Annotated in this window: 13 protein-coding genes; 7 read left to right on the forward strand and 6 right to left on the reverse strand. The window is 31.4% G+C overall.

Annotated features, from left to right (window positions below):
* Positions 1-46 precede the first annotated feature (46 nt).
* The 3 genes from CUEA01_RS13180 to CUEA01_RS13190 form a co-directional block, all read right to left on the reverse strand.
* The gene (locus CUEA01_RS13180; protein WP_234122073.1) at positions 47-1,762 is read right to left on the reverse strand and encodes an SGNH/GDSL hydrolase family protein; all 1,716 of its coding nucleotides are present in this window, start codon (positions 1,760-1,762) and stop codon (positions 47-49) included.
* Between the two features lie 76 nt (positions 1,763-1,838).
* Complete coding sequence (locus CUEA01_RS13185) at positions 1,839-2,966, reverse strand: glycosyl hydrolase family 8 (RefSeq protein ID WP_234122074.1); 1,128 nt, start codon at positions 2,964-2,966, stop codon at positions 1,839-1,841.
* 166 nt (positions 2,967-3,132) lie between these two features.
* Positions 3,133-5,328: a DNA topoisomerase III gene (locus CUEA01_RS13190; RefSeq protein WP_234122075.1), complete on the reverse strand. Its 2,196-nt coding sequence runs from the start codon at positions 5,326-5,328 to the stop codon at positions 3,133-3,135.
* 327 nt (positions 5,329-5,655) lie between these two features.
* On the opposite strand from CUEA01_RS13190, the gene CUEA01_RS13195 reads away from it, so the two are divergent.
* Entirely contained in the window at positions 5,656-7,554 is a 1,899-nt protein-coding gene (locus CUEA01_RS13195; RefSeq protein ID WP_234122076.1) for an ArnT family glycosyltransferase, read from the forward strand.
* 123 nt (positions 7,555-7,677) lie between these two features.
* Positions 7,678-9,270 carry an ABC-F family ATP-binding cassette domain-containing protein gene (locus CUEA01_RS13200; RefSeq protein ID WP_234122077.1) on the forward strand — a complete coding sequence of 531 codons (1,593 nt, stop codon included), beginning with the start codon at positions 7,678-7,680 and terminating at the stop codon, positions 9,268-9,270.
* 35 nt (positions 9,271-9,305) lie between these two features.
* Here the strand turns inward: CUEA01_RS13200 and CUEA01_RS13205 are convergent, their stop codons facing one another.
* The 3 genes from CUEA01_RS13205 to CUEA01_RS13215 form a co-directional block, all read right to left on the reverse strand.
* Positions 9,306-9,905, reverse strand: a complete 600-nt coding sequence (locus CUEA01_RS13205) for a hypothetical protein (RefSeq protein WP_234122078.1) — start codon at positions 9,903-9,905, stop codon at positions 9,306-9,308.
* Between the two features lie 203 nt (positions 9,906-10,108).
* Positions 10,109-10,825 carry an acetolactate decarboxylase gene (budA, locus tag CUEA01_RS13210; RefSeq protein WP_234122079.1) on the reverse strand — a complete coding sequence of 239 codons (717 nt, stop codon included), beginning with the start codon at positions 10,823-10,825 and terminating at the stop codon, positions 10,109-10,111.
* A 25-nt stretch (positions 10,826-10,850) separates the two neighbouring features.
* The gene (locus tag CUEA01_RS13215; protein ID WP_234122080.1) at positions 10,851-12,596 is read right to left on the reverse strand and encodes an ABC transporter ATP-binding protein; all 1,746 of its coding nucleotides are present in this window, start codon (positions 12,594-12,596) and stop codon (positions 10,851-10,853) included.
* A gap of 229 nt (positions 12,597-12,825) precedes the next feature.
* Here CUEA01_RS13215 and CUEA01_RS13220 point away from each other — a divergent pair, with 229 nt between their 5' ends.
* From CUEA01_RS13220 to CUEA01_RS13240, 5 genes are read left to right on the forward strand one after another with little or no spacing between them, the layout of a single operon-like run.
* Positions 12,826-13,632 carry a CheR family methyltransferase gene (locus tag CUEA01_RS13220; RefSeq protein WP_234122081.1) on the forward strand — a complete coding sequence of 269 codons (807 nt, stop codon included), beginning with the start codon at positions 12,826-12,828 and terminating at the stop codon, positions 13,630-13,632.
* A 35-nt stretch (positions 13,633-13,667) separates the two neighbouring features.
* Positions 13,668-15,641: a chemotaxis protein CheA gene (locus CUEA01_RS13225; RefSeq protein WP_234122082.1), complete on the forward strand. Its 1,974-nt coding sequence runs from the start codon at positions 13,668-13,670 to the stop codon at positions 15,639-15,641.
* A 23-nt stretch (positions 15,642-15,664) separates the two neighbouring features.
* Complete coding sequence (locus tag CUEA01_RS13230; RefSeq protein ID WP_234122083.1) at positions 15,665-16,705, forward strand: protein-glutamate methylesterase/protein-glutamine glutaminase; 1,041 nt, start codon at positions 15,665-15,667, stop codon at positions 16,703-16,705.
* Positions 16,706-16,729: 24 nt separating this feature from the next.
* Positions 16,730-17,197 carry a chemotaxis protein CheW gene (locus CUEA01_RS13235; protein WP_234122084.1) on the forward strand — a complete coding sequence of 156 codons (468 nt, stop codon included), beginning with the start codon at positions 16,730-16,732 and terminating at the stop codon, positions 17,195-17,197.
* Between the two features lie 22 nt (positions 17,198-17,219).
* The gene (locus CUEA01_RS13240) at positions 17,220-18,815 is read left to right on the forward strand and encodes a HAMP domain-containing methyl-accepting chemotaxis protein (protein ID WP_234122085.1); all 1,596 of its coding nucleotides are present in this window, start codon (positions 17,220-17,222) and stop codon (positions 18,813-18,815) included.
* The last annotated feature ends 31 nt before the right edge of the window (positions 18,816-18,846 follow it).

The following is an 18,846-nucleotide window of genomic DNA, read 5'->3' on the forward strand; positions in this document are numbered from 1 at the left end:
ATTCAACTTATTTTTCACTCTTATCACTCCTCGTTAAGTTATACTTCTAGTTATATCCAAATCCAAGAATAGTAAAATATTTATCTTTACTGTCTTCTAACATTTTTATTTCTACTTGGTGTTCTCTGCTACTTTCTTCATGATATAAAATAACGGCATTACAGTGTGTCCATCCAACTACTCGTGGATCAGCAGTAAGCACATGTTTTCCATCTACATAAACCTCTGCCTTACCAAAATCCATTCTTCCAGAATCCTTAAATATTAGCAGCAAACTACGACTGTTAATTTTCAAGACAAAGCTTTCATTTCCAGTTTTCGGTGTATGCATCCAATTATATGGGAATTCTGGTGTTCCAACAGCTTCATCATCTATTTCAACATAATGCAGTTCTGCATCTTCCTCACAAAAACTTCCCTGTTCTATTTCTGCACCAGCTGCATTATCCTTCTTATCAATTAGGCGTATACCTGTAAAATAATTACCTATAACTGGTTCTTTATTTAGAATACTTTCTTCTCTATCATAAGGATTTTGTGATGTTTGGTTAAATAAATAATTAAGGCAATCTGCCATTATCTCATGTCCATAATTTGTTGGATGAAAAACATCATAAAAATATTGTCTTTTCGTTATGACATTTCCTTCCTCCTTCGTAAGCTTAAATTGTTCAACTAGAGCATCGGACAAACTTACCATAGGCAGATTATAATATTCTCCAACAGGCGAAAGTCTCTCTTGAAGATTCCAATCGTTTTCAAACACAGCAAATAATAAAATTACTGCTGGCTTATTTTCTGCTGAAAGTATATTTAAAACCAAGCTCTCGTAACATACTCCATTTGTTTCATCACCAGCATCATTTACAGCAAATTCAACGATCACAATATCCGGTTTTACCCTTCCGTCCCTTAAAATATCCCTGTCATATCGTATCATTCCAAGTTCAGAAGGTGTCCCTCCTACTCCAGCTTTTATATAATGAACATTGTCACTGCCTTCTTTTTGAAATTTCTCTTTGAATTTAACATATGACCTATAAGCATAACACTCTGTATGGGCTGGCTTTGCCCCAGCACCCTCAGTTATAGATCCTCCAATATAGGCAACGGTTACATCTTCACCATTCCTTGCCTTATCTATCGCCGCTTTAAGTCTTCTGTTATTCCCAAGCTTTAAAAGAGATTTTGAAATCATATTTCTATAATTATCACTGTCAAATTCTACTGGAGGATCAATTTCAATTTCTTGAACTTCATACCCATCATTAAGATAGAACTTTACTGTTACCTTTGCTGTTAATCCTGATTTTTCAAATTCAAAAGCCATATTACCAACAACTTCATCATCCTTAGACCACTCATAATCCTCTAGTTTAAGAATTACTTCTGTCCCATCCTTAGTGCATGGTATTTTAATAGACGTTCCACCATTAAGTCTGTCCTTTTTTCCATAGTTTTTAAGTACAAAATCTATATTTCCAACATCATCAGCTGCTGTTACAGACACTCCTATGCTGTGAACTAATTTATGAACCCCTTCACAATCCTTTAGAAGTTCTAAAATATTTTCTTTCTCAACACTACCAACAAATTTAGCATTATGTGCTAATCTTCCTTCATCAAGATAAATTTCTTGTGCTGGTTTTGCTCCCAATCGTTGAGTAGCTTCTAAAATCGTATCTATTAAAATATAAAAACCACTTCGTTTTTTCTGTGGATCTTTTGGTGCTTTAGGTCCTAATTTTTCATCATCGCTCATATCTTTCCTCCATACACAATTCTTATTTACCTCATAACGCAATACATTCCAAATAAACTTTCACAATAATATATTTTCAATAAATTTTATATCTTCCTGCTAACATAAGTAAACAGAAGAAATGTAGACAATTATCATAATATCTGCGAGTTCCCTTTCTTAAAGGAAGTTCAAAAAAATCTTTAACCCATTGAAGACTATCTTCACTTTTGGTAGCCAAAGAACCAGCAGCTGTAGTTGCTATAATGGCATTAGGATGCATTGCAAGCTCATCAAATGGCTCTCCTTTTATGGTATAGGCATTATACTTTCCTAAAGTAGTATTTTTGTTAAAGAACCTTTGAAGCTTATCTATTATATTTCCTAATGCTTCCTCTCTATTAAACCATGCTGCATATAGTCCTATATTCATAGCCACACGATATGCGTCTGAATAAAATTCATAGTCGTGAAATAATATTTTGGGAGTACCATCAAATTCAGCATATTCTGGTGCCATTCCAGTGTTTCTGTCACAGCAAATGTTAATATATTTACGACTTTCTTCTGCAGCTCTTCTCCAAAAATTTCTATCCTTATCATCTGCCATAAGTGCAAAAAGCTCATAAAAGTGTGGAAGATGATAGGACGGATCTGAAAACGGTGCTTCAGGTACAAACTTAATATAGTAGTTAGCTTTATCCCACATAGGTTGTCCTTCTTGAGTTAGTTCAGCTTGATGTATACAATGGTGCAATATATCTCTCGCTTGAACACTATAATTAAACGGTACCTTGCCATCTCCCCATCTTTTACTTGCAAAAAACAGTGCCATAGCAAAATATTCTTCTCCATCTGGTGCTGGTCCTTCTGAATTTTTAACCCCGCTAATACTTACCGACCAGGCAAAATATCCTTGAAACTTACCTTCACTTTGATGCATATAAGTTTTAGAAAATAGCCATAATCTATCAAAGATATCCTTACGATTCATTTGCACTGCCATCATCATTCCATAACTCATGCCTTCTGTACGAACATCATTATTTCCGGTATCAACAATATATCCCATATCTTTACCCATTTCAAAATATATTTTCTCTTTAGAATCAAAAAACATTTGATTAAAAGCATTGTCAATTTTTTTATTTATTTGCTCTTCCGAAATGCCTATTTCTGCAAACATGTTTCTATACTTACCTGTATAAAATGCGCCTCTTTCCATATCTTATCTCCTATAATATAATTTGTAATATAAGCAAATTATAGAATACTAATTTCTAATAAACAATGATGCATTCTAATGAAGATTTGATGTATTCTAATATTTAACACTAAACAAGCACAAAAAAGCTTTCTCACTAATTTTTAGTGAGAAAGCCCTATTTATATTATTTATCTTTATTAAACAATGCTGCCAAATCTCCAAAAGGATTATTCATTGGAGCTTCGGCTTCCTTCTTCATTTTTTTCATGTAATTTGCAACTTCTTTTTTATTTAATTTACTGTTGCCATTTTCCTTAAATCTCTTTTGGAAAGAAGAATATTTTTCTCTAAAGCTGCAGGTTGTGCAGACATATATTTTACCTTCGCCTTCCCCTCTAAGCTCAAGCTTCTTGTGACATTCTGGACATCTTACATTAGTAAATCTGCTTAAATTTTCTCTATAACCACATTCCCTATCCTGACACACAAGCATCTTACCATTCTTTCCACTAACCTCAAGCATATATTTACCACAGTTAGGGCATTTCTTTCCTGTAAGATTATCATGTTTAAATTTGTCCTTACTTCCCTTAACATCATCTACTAATTTTGATGCATATCCCTTCATCTTTTCAATAAATGATTTTCCATTAACTTTTCCCTTGCTTATAGCTTCAAGCTCAGTTTCCCATTTTGCAGTTAAAAGTGGTGATTTTAAATCTTCTGGTACAAGTTCTACAACCTGTTTTCCCTTTGAGGTTGGAACCATTTCTTTTCCCTTTTTCTCAACGTAAAAAGTGTTATAAAGTTTTTCTATTATATCTGCTCTAGTTGCAACTGTTCCAAGTCCACCAGTTTCCCCTAATGTTTTTGAACTTGCTTTATCCATACGAACATATTTTTGTGGATTCTCCATTGCTGACAATAAAGTAGCCTCTGTGAATCTTGCTGGTGGCTTTGTTTGTCCTTTATTTATATCTATATTTGTAAATACAACCTCATCACCCTTATTAACCTCAGGAAGTATTTGATCCTTCATTCCATTTTCATTACTATCTTCAAAATCCTCTTCCTTGTCGTACACAGCCTTCCAGCCCTTTGCTTTAACAACTTTTCCTGATGCCGTAAAGGTTTCGCCATTGACTTCTGCCTTTATAGTTGTTTGTGTATATTCAAATGGTGGCAATAATACACTTAAGAATCTTTTTACTACTAAATCATATATTTTCATTTCTTCGCTTCCAAGTAGTGAAAGAGATACTCTTTCCTCTGTTGGAATTATGGCATGGTGATCTGATACCTTGCTATTATCGACAAAGCTTTTATTTGCTTTTATTCTTCCTCTCAATATTTCAGCAGAAAATTTACTGTACTTGCCTACGGAAATTGCTTTCAATCTATCTGGAAGTGTGGGTACAATATCTTCAGAAATATATCTTGAATCTGTTCTTGGATATGTTAAAAGCTTATAATTTTCATATAATCTCTGCATTATAGATAGCGTTTGTTTTGCCGAAAATCCAAATAGTCTATTTGCATCCCTTTGAAGCTCTGTTAAATCATATAAAGCTGGTGAATATTTTTTCTTATCGCTTTGCAATATATCTGTAATTCTTCCCTTTTGACCTTTTACTTTAGCCTCTACATTTTTAGCTAAATTTTCATCAAAAGTATTATAATTTCCGTGGTTATCCTGCCAATGAAGCGTATAACCTTTAGCTTTTCCAGAAATACTGTAATAAGTTCTAGGCTTAAAATTCTTTATTTCCTCTTCCCTTTCAACAATCATAGCAAGTGTAGGAGTTTGAACTCTTCCTGCTGAAAGCTGAGCATTAAACTTACAAGTTAAGGCACGTGTAACATTTAATCCAACAAACCAATCCGCCTCTGCCCTGCACTGTGCTGCTGCATACAAATTTTCATAAGCTTTGCCTGGTTTTAAATTTTGAAATCCATCTTTTATTGCCTTGTCCGTTTGAGAAGAAATCCATAAACGTTTTATCGGCTTTCTAAAACCAGCTTTTTCAATTATCCATCTTGCAACAAGTTCTCCTTCTCTTCCAGCATCTGTTGCTATTACAAGTTCATCCACATCATTTCTATTCATGACCTTCTTAACCTCTGAAAACTGCTTTGAGGTTTTTCCTATAACATTCAATTTCATTTGTTTTGGAAGCATTGGTAAAGTCTCCATGCTCCAACTCTTATACTTATCTCCATATGCCTCTGGATCAGCTAAAGTAACTAAATGTCCAAGCGCCCAGGTTACTATATATTTATTTCCTTCTAAATAACTTCCTTTATTTATATTTGCATGTAAAACCTTGGCAAGTGATCTTCCTACGCTAGGTTTTTCTGCTAAAACTAATATTTTTCCCATAATGTTATCATCCTTTCACTCTCATAATAATATCACATTACTATGAAAACTCATAATTAGAAATTTATATACAGATTATTAACAGTTTTATAATTGCTACATAATAAATTCTGTATAAAATATTGATTATAATTTTATTGGTTTAAATATTTTTGGCATCTTAAAAAAATAATAAGTGCAAATTGAGAGATAGTTTTGTGTAATACGAGGAACTGTAACACGTTAATACTGGTTGTCTTAGCGTGTTATATTGACGAAGTATTACGCAAAAATAGCCGAAAGTTGGACTTGTTATTTTCTTTAAGATGCCTTATAAGGGGGCTTTAAATGAAAGCTAAAATTAATCTAAAAAAAGAACGGATATATCTATACTTAATTTTATTACTATCCTTTATACTAAATTTTTTTAACTTAGGTATTGAGGGTTACGGCAATACATATTATGCAGCAGGTGTAAAAAGCATGCTTTTAAATTTTAAAAATTTCTTTTTTGTATCCTTTGATCCATCTGGCTTTGTAACAATTGATAAACCTCCAATAGGCTTTTGGCTTCAAGCAGTAAGTGCTAAAGTTCTTGGTTTTTCTGGCTTTAGCATAATTTTACCTCAAGCCTTATGCGGAGTTATTTCAGTATTTCTAATTTACTATATTATAAAGAATACCTTTGGAACAAATAAAGGTTTACTCGCTGCACTTTGCCTATCAGTAACCCCTATTTTCGTTGCTGCCAGCAGAAATAACACCATAGATAATGATCTTGTTTTATGCCTGCTACTATCAGTTTTATTTATTATAAAAGCAGTTAGAAGTGGTAGCTTGCGATTTCTTCTGCTTAGTTTTTTCTTTATTGGAGTGGGCTTTAATGTAAAGATGTCCGAAGCTTATCTCATACTTCCTGCATTGTATTTAAGCTATTTTCTTTATTCACGTTTAAGTCTAAAAAGAAGAACCATCAATTTATGTATAGCCACTGCTGTACTTATTGTAGTTTCTTTATCTTGGGCTTTAGCTGTAGATGCTGTACCTGCAAAAAATAGACCTTTTATTGGAAGTAGTACAAACAATACAGTTACTGAACTTATTTTAGGTCATAATGGTTTTGATAGGCTAAAGCTTGGAAATATATTCAAGTCATCTCATAGCCATAGAAAAGCAAACGTAAAATTAAAAAGTGCAAAAATCAGTAATGCAAATTTGTCTGGCTTAGGTAATGAATCTCAAACAGGTTTCACAAGACTTATTGGAAATAATGATATTTCGGATCAAATAGGTTTTCTTATCTCTATGGCAATTTTAGGATTTATAGCTGCGGCCTTAAAAGAGCAACTTGGTTTTTCCATTGATAATGAACGAAAAATGAGTTTACTTTTGTTTTTTATGTGGTTCTTAACTGAATTTATATTTTTCAGTTTCTCAAAAGGTTCTTTCCACACTTACTATCTAACCACTATGGCACCAGCTATTGCTGCTCTAACTGGAATAGGTACAATTGATATGATTAATTTTAAGGATAAAAAAGTTTTAATTTTCCCATTGTCAATAATCTTAACAGCTATAATTGAAATAACCATTTTATACTATAATCATACAAAATCAAGTGGATATATACCTATTATGCTATTGACTGCTGTAATCTGTTTAATATTTTCCACAATTTTCGTATTAAATACCTTAAGTAATAAAAACGCAAAGTTAGCTGCTAGTTTTGCCTTCGCTGGAATTTTAATTGCTCCAACTATTTGGTCGGCAACGCCAATATTTTTAAATATGAACTCTGGAAGTCCTTCCGCAGGGCTTGAACTTTATCATAATCCGCATCCATTTAAAAATAAAGCTGCTGCAAACCCTAATTCAAAATTAGCCGTTTATTTAGAAAAAAATTCTGCTCATGAAAAATACCTTGTAGCTGTACCTTCCGCAACTACCTACGCCTCAAGCTTAATACTTGAAACAGATAAGCCTATAATGACCTTTGGAGGCTTTAGTGGTAATGATAAAATTATTTCTTTAAATAAATTTAAAAAGCTAGTTTATGCTGGAAAAATTAAATACGCAATACTATCTTCACAAAATAATGCTATTAAAGGAAATAATAAAGCTATAATAAATTGGATAAAAAGAACTGGAAAAATTGTTTCAAACCATAAATGGCAAAATACAAATTCCATTTCAAAAAATCCATCCAAACTCTATTATTTAAGCTTAAAACATTCAATTAAAATTTAGTTTCACAAAATAAAAGTTCAAGATGAATTCCTCACGTTTTTATGATATAATCTTAACTAACTGCGGAATTTTATCAAAATTGATTATATATCACTAAAATTTAAATTTAGGGAGGACAATCTTGTGATAACTGTAACTAATGTAAGTTTAAGATATGGAGAAAGAAAACTATTTGAAGATGTAAATTTAAAATTTACCCCTGGAAACTGCTATGGAGTTATTGGTGCCAATGGTGCTGGTAAAAGTACATTCCTTAAAATATTATCTGGAGAAATTGAACCAAATACAGGTGATGTATCAATTCCTTCAGGCACCAGAATGTCTGTTTTAAAGCAGGACCATTTCCAATATGACGCTTATGAAGTTTTAGAAACTGTAATAATGGGAAATGAAAGACTTTATTCTATAATGAAGGAAAAAGATGCTCTATATGCAAAACCAGATTTTAATGATGAAGACGGTATTAAAGCCTCTCAACTTGAAGGTGAATTTGCTGAACTAAACGGATGGGAAGCTGAATCTGAAGCTGCAACCTTACTTCAAGGTCTTGGCATAGATACTTCTTATCATAACAAAATGATGTCTGAACTTGGCGGTGCTGAAAAGGTTAAAGTTCTTCTTGCACAGGCTCTTTTCGGAAACCCTGGAATACTTCTTCTAGATGAGCCTACAAACCACTTAGACATAAAATCAATAAACTGGCTTGAAGAATTTTTAATAAATTTTGAAGGTACAGTAATAGTAGTATCCCATGATAGACATTTCTTAAACAAAGTATGTACTACTATGGCAGACGTTGACTTTGGAAAAATAAAATTATATGTTGGAAACTACGACTTCTGGTATGAATCAAGCCAATTAGCTCTCCAAATGGCAAAGGATCAAAACAAGAAGAAGGAAGAAAAGATTAAAGAACTTCAAGACTTTATCGCAAGATTTAGCGCTAATGCCTCTAAATCAAAGCAAGCAACTTCACGTAAAAAAATGCTTGATAAAATCAACTTAGACGACATTCAACCTTCCAGCAGAAAATATCCTTTTGTTGGTTTTAAACCTGAAAGAGAAGCTGGAAATGACATACTTACAGTGGATGGCATAAGCAAAACAATAGATGGAGAAAAAGTTCTTAGCAATGTAAGCTTTATCGTTTCAAAGGATGATAAAATTGCCTTTGTAGGAGATAATGAAATTGCAATAACTACATTATTTAAAATCTTAACTGGTGAGATGGAACCGGACAGCGGAAGCTTTAAATGGGGTATAACTATAACTACTTCATATTTTCCAAAGGACAACTCTGAATTCTTTAATGATGTCGATTTAAGCTTAGTAGATTGGCTTCGTCAATATTCAGATGAAAAATCAGAAAGCTACCTAAGAGGTTTCCTTGGAAGAATGCTATTCTCAGGAGATGAAGCTTTAAAACAAGCGAGCGTGTTATCCGGAGGAGAAAAAGTTAGATGCATGCTTTCAAAAATGATGTTAAGCAGCGCAAATGTTCTTCTTTTAGATCAGCCAACAAATCACTTAGACCTTGAATCAATTACAGCTTTAAATAATGGACTTCGTGATTTTAAAGGTAATCTTTTATTTGCTTCACACGACCATCAGTTTATTGATACTATTGCAAACAGAATTATAGAAATAACTGACAGCGGAATAATTGATAAGAGAATGACTTATGATGAATATTTAGAAGCTATGGGTAGAAACTAAAAATAAAAGTGCGAAAACTTTTCGCACTTTTATTTTTAGTAATTATTTGCATCAATTTGAGGTAAATCCTCTAATGATTGTAGTAAAGTGTCATCTGCATCACTTGATGAAGTATCTGATGACTGAGATAAACTATTCAATGCTTGTATTAAACTATCTGTTTCATCTTGAGTTGAGCCGTCTACAGCTTGGACTGTATCTTGTGTCTGCGCTACATGATGATGGTGTGAAGCCTTAAAAGCACTTTGAATAGAATCTGCTTGATTTTGAGAAATTGTTCCATTAGCTACTAAACCACTTATTGGATTAGTTGGTTTGCTGCCACTGCTACCATATGCTCCTGACGATATGGAATTTGCTTGCCTCGCAGCCTCAAAGGCACTTTGAATAGCAGTTTCTTGATCTTGTGAGATTGTTCCATTGGCTACCAAACTATCAAGTATCCCTGGTGTTTTAGAAGTAGGATCAGTGCTTGATACTTGAGAAGTTTGGTTACTCAATTGAATTGAATCTGAATCCTGTGATTGGTTCTTATGATGATGGTGATGATGAACTCTTTGTGCATCTTGAACCTGTGAATTAGCTTGAACATTATACAAGCTTGATGAATTTGTTGTACTACTTACTGTGCTCATATTCATTTCTCCTTTGCATATCTTAATTTATATAATTCTCCATAATTTTAACATATCAATATATTTATAAATCAATAATTAAATTAAGATACAATTAACAAAGTATAAACTTGTTACTTAGTTTATAAAAAATACAAATTAAATATGAAAAAACTATAAAAAAAGTGCGGATTTTTATTCCAACACTTTTTTATAGCTCAATACTAACTTTCCACCTTATTTATTTCATCTTTTCTATCCACAGCTTCCATATTATAAAAGGTTTCGTTTTCTGGAAGCTCCATTCTAAAACAAGAACAGTTTTGTACAATTACTTTTGCACTTTTTATTGCACATTCACTTATATGCCCACCAATTTTTCTATCTTTACTTATAAAGTGAAAATGATATCCAGGGACATTTAAGCCTTCTACATAATCTGGACATCTAAAACCTATAATATCTCCTTCAATATTGTTATATTCAAATATTGGTTGAGTTTTAACCACTTCTGCCATTGGCCTATATGGCTTTTGTTGTTTTACAACAGTTCTTGTTTTTATATAATCAAATTCTCCTTTTATATGAAAAGCATAAAATATATTCTTACTTTCAATTAAACTATCTAGCTTTTCCTTTACCTCGTTATAACAAGCACATTTTTCTATATCATATGTACTATAATTTTCAAGCTTGGTTACCACAGCAAAAGGTGCTGTTACATTTTTATCACATACATACATGCTTCCATCTGGTCTTGTTCTGTAAAAAATACCATTTAAAAGTGTCAACTCTCCATCTAAATCTTTAAAGGTTCCTAAACCAAAATCACCTTTTTTAAGAAGCTTATTTAATGACACACAGCCATCATACAACCCTGAGACTAATGCATTTATGGTTGACATTTGGTATATGTGATTTGGAATTTTATCTTCATTCATCTTTATCAACCTTTCACTATATAAGTTAACTCACTGAATCCAGTCCCTCAAATTGCATATTGTAGTAATACGCGTATATTCCTTCTTTTTTCAGAAGTTCACTGTGATTTCCTCTTTCCTGTATTCCCTCATTGTTAATAACTATTATTTCATCTGCATTTCTTATGGTACTTAATCTATGAGCAATAACTATTGTAGTCCTATTTTTTGAAAGCTTTTCTAAAGAATTTTGAATATATCTTTCACTTTCATTATCTAAGGCTGAAGTTGCCTCGTCCAAAATCAATATTGGAGGATTTTTTAGGAATACCCTTGCTATAGAAATTCTCTGCTTTTGTCCACCTGAAAGCCTAACTCCTCTTTCTCCAACATAAGTATCATAACCATTTTCCATCTGCATTATATAATCATGTATATTTGCTTCTTTTGCAGCTTCAATTATTTCTTCATCAGTAGCACCAGGTTTACCGTAACCTATATTTTCTTTTATGGTTCCAGCAAACATGTATACATCCTGCTGGACAACCCCAATAGAGTTTCTTAAAGATTCAAGCTTTACATCTCTTATATCCTGTCCATCTACTATTATTGCACCATTGGTTACATCATAAAATCTTGGTAGAAGTGAGCAAAGAGTTGTTTTTCCTCCGCCTGATGGTCCTACCAAAGCAATATTTTTACCAGCTTGTATGTTTATATTTATATGTTCAAGTACATATTCTTTTTGGTCATAACTAAAGGATACATCCTTAAATTCTATATTTCCCTTTACATTTTCTAATATTACTGCATCTTCTTTATCCTTAATTTCTGGCTGTGTCTCCATAACCTCAATAAATCTTTTAAAACCTGCATATCCCTTTTGAAATTGCTCTGTAAAATTAATAAGAACATCTATAGGATTAATAAATATGTTTATATATAGCGCATAAATAGCTAAATCAGTAATTTTAAGCGATCCATTTGCTATAAATATTCCGCCTGAAACTATTATTGATATATACAATGCACCTTGAAAGAAAGAATTTCCTGCAATATATTTTCCCATTGCTGTATAACTTTCTACCTTTGTTTCTAAATACTTATCATTTGATTTACTAAACTTTTTCTTTTCAAGCTTTTCATTTGCAAAGGATTTTACAACTCTAATACCAGATAAGCTGTCTTGAATTCTTGTATTTACATCTGCAATCTTTCTTCTATTCTCCATAAATATTCTTTTCATATTTTTATTTTGAACTACAGCAACAATCACCATAACTGCTGTAACTGCACATAAAATCAATGTCATTTTTACATTTATTGTAAAAAGAATAATAAAGGAACCTATTATTTTTAATGCAGAAATAAATATATTTTCTGGACCATGATGTGCAAGTTCTGATATATCAAATAAATCCGATATAAGCTTTGACATCATTTCTCCCGTATTATTTTTGTCATAATATGAAAATGGAAGTATTTGAAGATGGTTAAATAAATCTTCCCTCATATTACTTTCCATTCTAGCTCCCATAATATGTCCCCAGGAAGCTATAAAATATTGACAGAAATATTTTACTATATAGATAACAACAAGACCTATTCCAATATATCCAATTGTATTTAAAATAATACTTTTATCTTTTAAGAAAAAGGTTTTTGAAAGATAATTAAGTATAATTGGAAAAGATAAATCAATAACAGAAACAATTATTGCACAAAACATATCCATAAAAAAAAGAAAACTATATGGTTTATAGTATTTTAAAAACTTTTTCCAAATATTCATAAAATAAAGTCCCCCCTTAATATGCTCTTAATTATATCATAGTTTTTTTCACCTTTCCACTTTAATGATATTGAGTATTAATTAATAATATTTTTCAGCAAAGCCTTCCTATTTAAAACTATAATGCATAAAATTACATTGTTAACTTTATCTCAATGCTATACAGATATACGCATAGATTACGAAAATTTAGTATGAAATAATTATTATATAATAGATTGGAGATATAATGGATAGCTTTAGTGATATGCACTTTAAAAAATATTCTGATTTACTATATAAAAAAGTAGGGATATTTATAAGCCAAAATAAACGTGAAACATTTAAAATGAAAATTGATAAATCTATGGCAAAACAAAAACTTAAATCTTACGATGAGCATTTAAGTTATCTGCAAAAAAAAGATTCCGCAGAATACTTTCAACAATTTGTAAATGACATAACTACAAATACCACTGAATTTTTTAGAGAAAAAGAGCATTTTGATTTTATAGAACAAAATTTAAAAACAATTCTTAAAAATAATCCTAGGATTTTAAATTCAGGTGAAATAAGAATTTGGAGTGCAGGTTGCTCTTCTGGTCAAGAACCTGTCACTTTATCAATATTTTTTAAGGAATGCTTTAGAAACAAAATTGATGTAAAAATTTTAGCTACAGATATAGATAGTAAGATATTATCAGAAGCCATTAAAGGTAAATATTCCTTTGCTACTTGTGAGACTATCCCAAAATCAATCTTGCTAAAATATTTTCACAAAACTGGTGAGACCTTTTCCGTTAATGAAGAAATCAAGGAAAGTATTACATATAGACATTTTAACTTGATGAATGATTATAACTTCAAAAAAGGTTTTGATATTATATTTTGCAGAAATGTAATGATCTATTTCGATAATGCTATTCAACAAAAATTAGCAGACAAATTTTACAATCAGCTTATACCTGGAGGTCTATTATTTATTAGTCATTCAGAAAGCTTATTAAATAAAACACACAATTATAAATATCTTGGTCCTGCAATCTATATGAAGTAACTTAACCCTAACTACAAGGAGTTGAAAGGAAAGACATGAATCAAATACTTGAAAGCTACATAGAAGATTTAAGAGAAAATCTAATGAACTTAAATGAAGCGTTAATGAAAATCGAAAAAAATGGTGCTTCTGAAAATGTAATTAATAGCGCTTTTAGAGTAGCACACACTATAAAAGGCAATTCAGCTGCTATGGAATTTTGCAATATAGAAAAAGTAATGCATTCAATGGAGGATATTCTTCAAGATGTACGTAGCGAAAAAAAGGAAATGACAGATAAAATTATCAATATTCTGTATTCATGCAATGATTTTTTGAACGATTGTTTATCTGTTATAATTTCGGAAAATTCTGACAAAAACATAGATATTACCGAAATAATTAAAGCCTTAAATTGTATTTCGTTAAAAAACGATGAAAAAAATGATATTTTAAATTTAGATGATGAGTCATTTAGTTTTGATTCCAATTTATTAGCTCTTATATCTGAAAATATAAAAAAAGGATTTATGCCTTACATAATAGATATAGAAATAGACTCTGGCTGCTTACTTAAATCTCTTCGTGCATGGCTTATATTTGAGGTTGCTAGCAATCATGGTTCCATAATAAAATCAACACCCAAATATTCTCCAGAAGAAAATTTAGAGGATGCTTCTTCTGATTTTAACGGTAATACTATTAAGCTTCTAATCATCACGGATAAAGAAATAAATGACTTGGTTAATGCTTTATTAACTGTTTCTGAAGTAACTGAAGTGAATGCAAATCAATTTAAACCAAACATAGAAAATGCTAAAAACACTTCGACTTTAAAAAATATAAAGCAAGATAAATCTAATGAAAAACAAGAAGGCAGCTTCATAAGAATACCTATAGCCAAAGTAGATAGCTTAATGGATATGCTGAGTGAACTTCTTATTTTAAATTCACAGTTTGAACAGCAGCTTCATGAGAAATTAGGAAATGACACTAAAATGTCAACTACTTTGTCAAGGAGTTCTAAATTAATTAAAGAAGTTCAAGCTCTATCTCTATCACTTAAAATGATAGAAATAAAACCTACACTACATCGTCTGCATCGAATTGCAAGGGATACTGCTGCAGAATTAAACAAAAATATTTCAGTAGTAATCGAAGGTGAAGAAACAGAAATTGATAGAAGTGCTGCCGAAAAAATATTTGATCCTTTAATGCATTTGATTCGAAATGGTGTCTCTCATGGAATAGAAGATGAAGAAGAAAGAATAAAACTTGGTAAATCCAAAGAAGGAAATATAACTATAAAGTCCTATAGCAAAAGAGGCTATGTATACATTGAAGCATCAGATGATGGAAGAGGTATAGATACAAATAGAATTCTAAAAAAAGCTATAGAATTGAATATGGCTGATGAAAACAAGGAATATAGTGACGATGAAATTATAAAGTTTATTTTTAAACCTGGCTTTTCTACTCAGGAAGAAATAAATAACATCTCAGGTAGAGGTGTAGGTATGAATGTAGTGGAAGAAACAATTCAACACATGGGTGGAAAAATTAACTTTATAAATACTCCAGGAAACGGATGTACTTTTATAGTAAAAATACCTATGAATATTTCTGTACTCAATGGCACAATTATTGAAGTTGCTGGTGGACGCTACATTATACCAACTCTATTTATTAAGGAATTTTATATAGTAAATTCTGATAATTGGGTTGGTATGCAAGGTAAAACTCATGCTCTTCGTATAAGAGATAGCGTTATACCTGTCATTAGTGCCTTTGAACTATTGGGGATAGATGCAAATGAAGCATTATCATCAAAAAGAGAAGTAGTTATTCTAGAAATGGATCAAAAATTTATAGCATTGCCTGTAGATAAGATACTTTCAAGGCAAGAAATTGTATCCAAACCTCTAGATACTGAATTTGCATCAATTAATTATGCCTCTGGGGTAGCTATACTTGGAGATGGCACTGTATCGCTTATATTAGACGTAGAGACTATGTTCAAAATCAATTAATACGTAGGGATGTGGTAAGTTCCATGAATAAAATAAAAGTTCTTGTAGTTGATGATTCCGCAATGGTAAGAAAAATGTTAAGCATTGAGCTTTCTAAAAGTGAACATATAGTAGTAGTTGATACGGCTATAGATCCTTATTTTGCTAGAGATAAAATAGTAAGTTTAAAACCCGATGTGGTACTTTTGGATATAGAAATGCCTAGAATGGATGGATTAACTTTTTTAAGAAAACTATTAAAATATTATCCAATTAGAGTAATTGTAGTAAGCTCCCTCGCAGAAAAAGGAGGAGACGTAGCACTTAAAGCATTAGAATATGGTGCATTGGAAGTGGTAGCAAAACCATCAGTTTCTTATTCAGTTACTGACATGATAGAGCAACTTAAAGAAAAAATAATAGCGGTTTCCAAAATACCAAATTGGAAAATAGGTATAAAGGAAAATAAAATTAATAATCTAGTAAAACCAAATAAAAAATCCCTTATAAGAACTACAAATAAAGTTATTGCAATTGGTGCATCTACAGGTGGAACAGAAGCCTTAAGAGAAATACTCGAAAGAATTCCAGCAAATTCACCACCTATAATAATAGTACAGCATATGCCTGCTCATTTTACAAAATCTTTTGCCAAAAGGTTAAATGACCTTTGTGAAATAGAAGTAAAAGAAGCAGAAGATATGGAGATACTATCACCTGGAAAAGCGCTAATAGCACCAGGCAATATGCACATGGAACTCAATAGAAGTGGTGCAGTGTACTATGTAAAGCTTAATCAAGGTTCTACTGTTTACCATCAAAGGCCTTCAGTAGAAATACTTTTTGATTCTGTAGCAAAATATGCAGGAAGAAATTCAATTGGAGTTATTCTTACTGGCATGGGAAAGGATGGTGCCTCAGGACTTTTACACATGAAAAATGAAGGAGCTTATACTATTGCCCAAGATGAAAAAAGTTGTGTTGTTTTTGGAATGCCTAAAGAAGCCATAGAAATAGGCGCAGTAGCTAAAGTTGTTTCATTGAATCATATTGTTGATGATATAATAAATAATTTAAGTAAATAATTCATTAAGTTTGGAGGCGAAAAAATGTCATTAAATCTAAATAAGTTCCTTACTTTCACCCTTGGCGATGAATATTATGGGATACCAATTTTAAATGTTAAAGAAATAATAGGTTTGCTCACTATAACTCATGTACCAAGCATGCCTAAGTTCATAAAGGGTATCATTAATTTAAGGGGCAAAATTATTCCTGTAATGGACTTAAGATTAAAACTAGGAAATGAAAGCAAAACATACAATAATAGAACCTGCATAATAGTAATAGAAATAGATTTTTCAGATAAAATTAGATTGATAGGTCTTATAGTTGATGCAGTATCAGAAGTTTTAGAGTTAAATAATAATGATATAGAATTACCACAAGCATGCTTAGGAAATACAAATGAAGATTATTTAACAGGAATAGGCAAAATAAAAGATAAAGTTATTTTAATTTTAGACCCTACAAAAATGTTATCAGCAAAAGAAAAAGAAAGTCTTCAAAAATCTTAAAATAAACGGAGGATAAAAAATCATGAATTTTAATACTTGGAAAGTAAAAAACAAAATCATATTAAGCATAGTTCTTTCATTTGTAATGTTCCTAGCAATGGGCCTAGTTGCCATTATCTCAACTGGTAAAGTATACACAAATGCCGATTATATAGTCAAAAATAGCATACCTAGTATTGATACCGCACACAGTATAAATACACTGACTTCAGATTATGAGGTTCTACAATATAGACATATCATTTCAACTGACAAAAATGAAATGGCAAATTTAGAAAAAATGATGAGCGATAAAAATAATCAAATACAACAACTTATTCAACGATATAACAGCGATTTAATTACAAATGACCAGGATAGAGCAATAATAAATACCGTTAAAACAAAATGGGATAATTATATGAGCATAAGCACTCAAGTTATTTCATTAAGCAGAGATTTAAAAACAGATGCCGCAATGGCGCTTATGACTGGGCAAGGAACCTCTAATTTTGATGAAGCTAGTTCAGCTTTAAATAACCTAGTTTCTTTTAATCAAAAACTTGCAAATGATAATGGTCAAGCTCTTAGCTCAACTTATACTGTTACTAAAACATCTGTTTTAATATTTTTATGTGTAGGAATTGCCGCATTATTAATAGTCAATATTTTAATTCTTTTGTCTATTACTAAACCATTAGCTATAAATTCAGATAAACTAGATCAAGCTGCAAAAATGATTGCAGGTGCTTCAATCCAATTATCTGCATCAAGTCAGCAGCTTGCAGAGGCTAGTTCAGAACAAGCAGCCTCTATTGAAGAAGTTTCCGCGACCATGGATGAATCTTCTTCTATGGTAATGCAAAGCACTGAAAATACAAGACAAGCTTCAATTCTTGCAAATCAGGCAAATGAGGCAGCTGGTATTGCAAGTACTGAAATGAAAGATATGATGACTTCTATGGACGAGATTAAAGATTCTAGTTCTGAAATCTCAAAAATAATAAAAGTAATTGATGAAATAGCCTTCCAAACAAATATATTGGCACTTAATGCAGCAGTTGAAGCTGCTAGGGCTGGAGATGCCGGAAAAGGTTTTGCAGTTGTTGCTGAAGAAGTAAGAACTTTGGCTCAAAGAAGTGCTGATGCGGCTAAAAACACAGCAACTATTATTGAAAAAAATATTCAATTATCAAGCCGTGGCGGTGAGGTTTCAATAAAAGTAAATAATTCATTAGTTGATATTTCTACTAGAGTTAATAAATTAAATGACCTTATTTCTGAAATAACAGCTGCAAGCCAAGAGCAAGCTCAAGGAATTGAACAAGTAAATAAAGCTATAAGTCAAATGGAATCTGTTACGCAACAAAATGCTGCAACTGCAGAAGAAAGTGCCTCTGCCGCAGAAGAATTAACAATGCAAGCTACTACACTTGAAAATGTGGTTGAAAATTTAACATTAATGGTAAAAGGATTAAATGCTTTAAATAAAAATCAATTTACTTCAAGTAAGCAAGTGAATAAACCTAAAAATAACCATGCTGCTTTTACTACCCAAAAGCTTAATTTAAATAAAAACAAAAAAGCGGCATTAAATCCTGAAAATATAATACCTTTAGATGAGGATGATGATTTTTAAATTTAAAAAATAAGCTATGTTTTAAAAGAAA

This window comes from Clostridium hydrogenum, assembly GCF_021432385.1.
Classification (GTDB): Bacteria; Bacillota; Clostridia; order Clostridiales; family Clostridiaceae; genus Clostridium_S; species Clostridium_S hydrogenum.

What these genes read in the sequence shown, in the direction of transcription:
- CUEA01_RS13180 (WP_234122073.1), bottom strand. Translation starts at nt 1,762, where the DNA reads ATGAGCGATGATGAAAAATTAGGACCTAAAGCACCAAAAGATCCACAG.
- CUEA01_RS13185 (WP_234122074.1), bottom strand. Translation starts at nt 2,966, where the DNA reads ATGGAAAGAGGCGCATTTTATACAGGTAAGTATAGAAACATGTTTGCA.
- CUEA01_RS13190 (WP_234122075.1), bottom strand. Translation starts at nt 5,328, where the DNA reads ATGGGAAAAATATTAGTTTTAGCAGAAAAACCTAGCGTAGGAAGATCA.
- CUEA01_RS13195 (WP_234122076.1), top strand. Translation starts at nt 5,656, where the DNA reads ATGAAAGCTAAAATTAATCTAAAAAAAGAACGGATATATCTATACTTA.
- CUEA01_RS13205 (WP_234122078.1), bottom strand. Translation starts at nt 9,905, where the DNA reads ATGAGCACAGTAAGTAGTACAACAAATTCATCAAGCTTGTATAATGTT.
- budA (WP_234122079.1), bottom strand. Translation starts at nt 10,825, where the DNA reads ATGAATGAAGATAAAATTCCAAATCACATATACCAAATGTCAACCATA.
- CUEA01_RS13215 (WP_234122080.1), bottom strand. Translation starts at nt 12,596, where the DNA reads ATGAATATTTGGAAAAAGTTTTTAAAATACTATAAACCATATAGTTTT.
- CUEA01_RS13220 (WP_234122081.1), top strand. Translation starts at nt 12,826, where the DNA reads ATGGATAGCTTTAGTGATATGCACTTTAAAAAATATTCTGATTTACTA.
- CUEA01_RS13225 (WP_234122082.1), top strand. Translation starts at nt 13,668, where the DNA reads ATGAATCAAATACTTGAAAGCTACATAGAAGATTTAAGAGAAAATCTA.
- CUEA01_RS13230 (WP_234122083.1), top strand. Translation starts at nt 15,665, where the DNA reads ATGAATAAAATAAAAGTTCTTGTAGTTGATGATTCCGCAATGGTAAGA.
- CUEA01_RS13235 (WP_234122084.1), top strand. Translation starts at nt 16,730, where the DNA reads ATGTCATTAAATCTAAATAAGTTCCTTACTTTCACCCTTGGCGATGAA.
- CUEA01_RS13240 (WP_234122085.1), top strand. Translation starts at nt 17,220, where the DNA reads ATGAATTTTAATACTTGGAAAGTAAAAAACAAAATCATATTAAGCATA.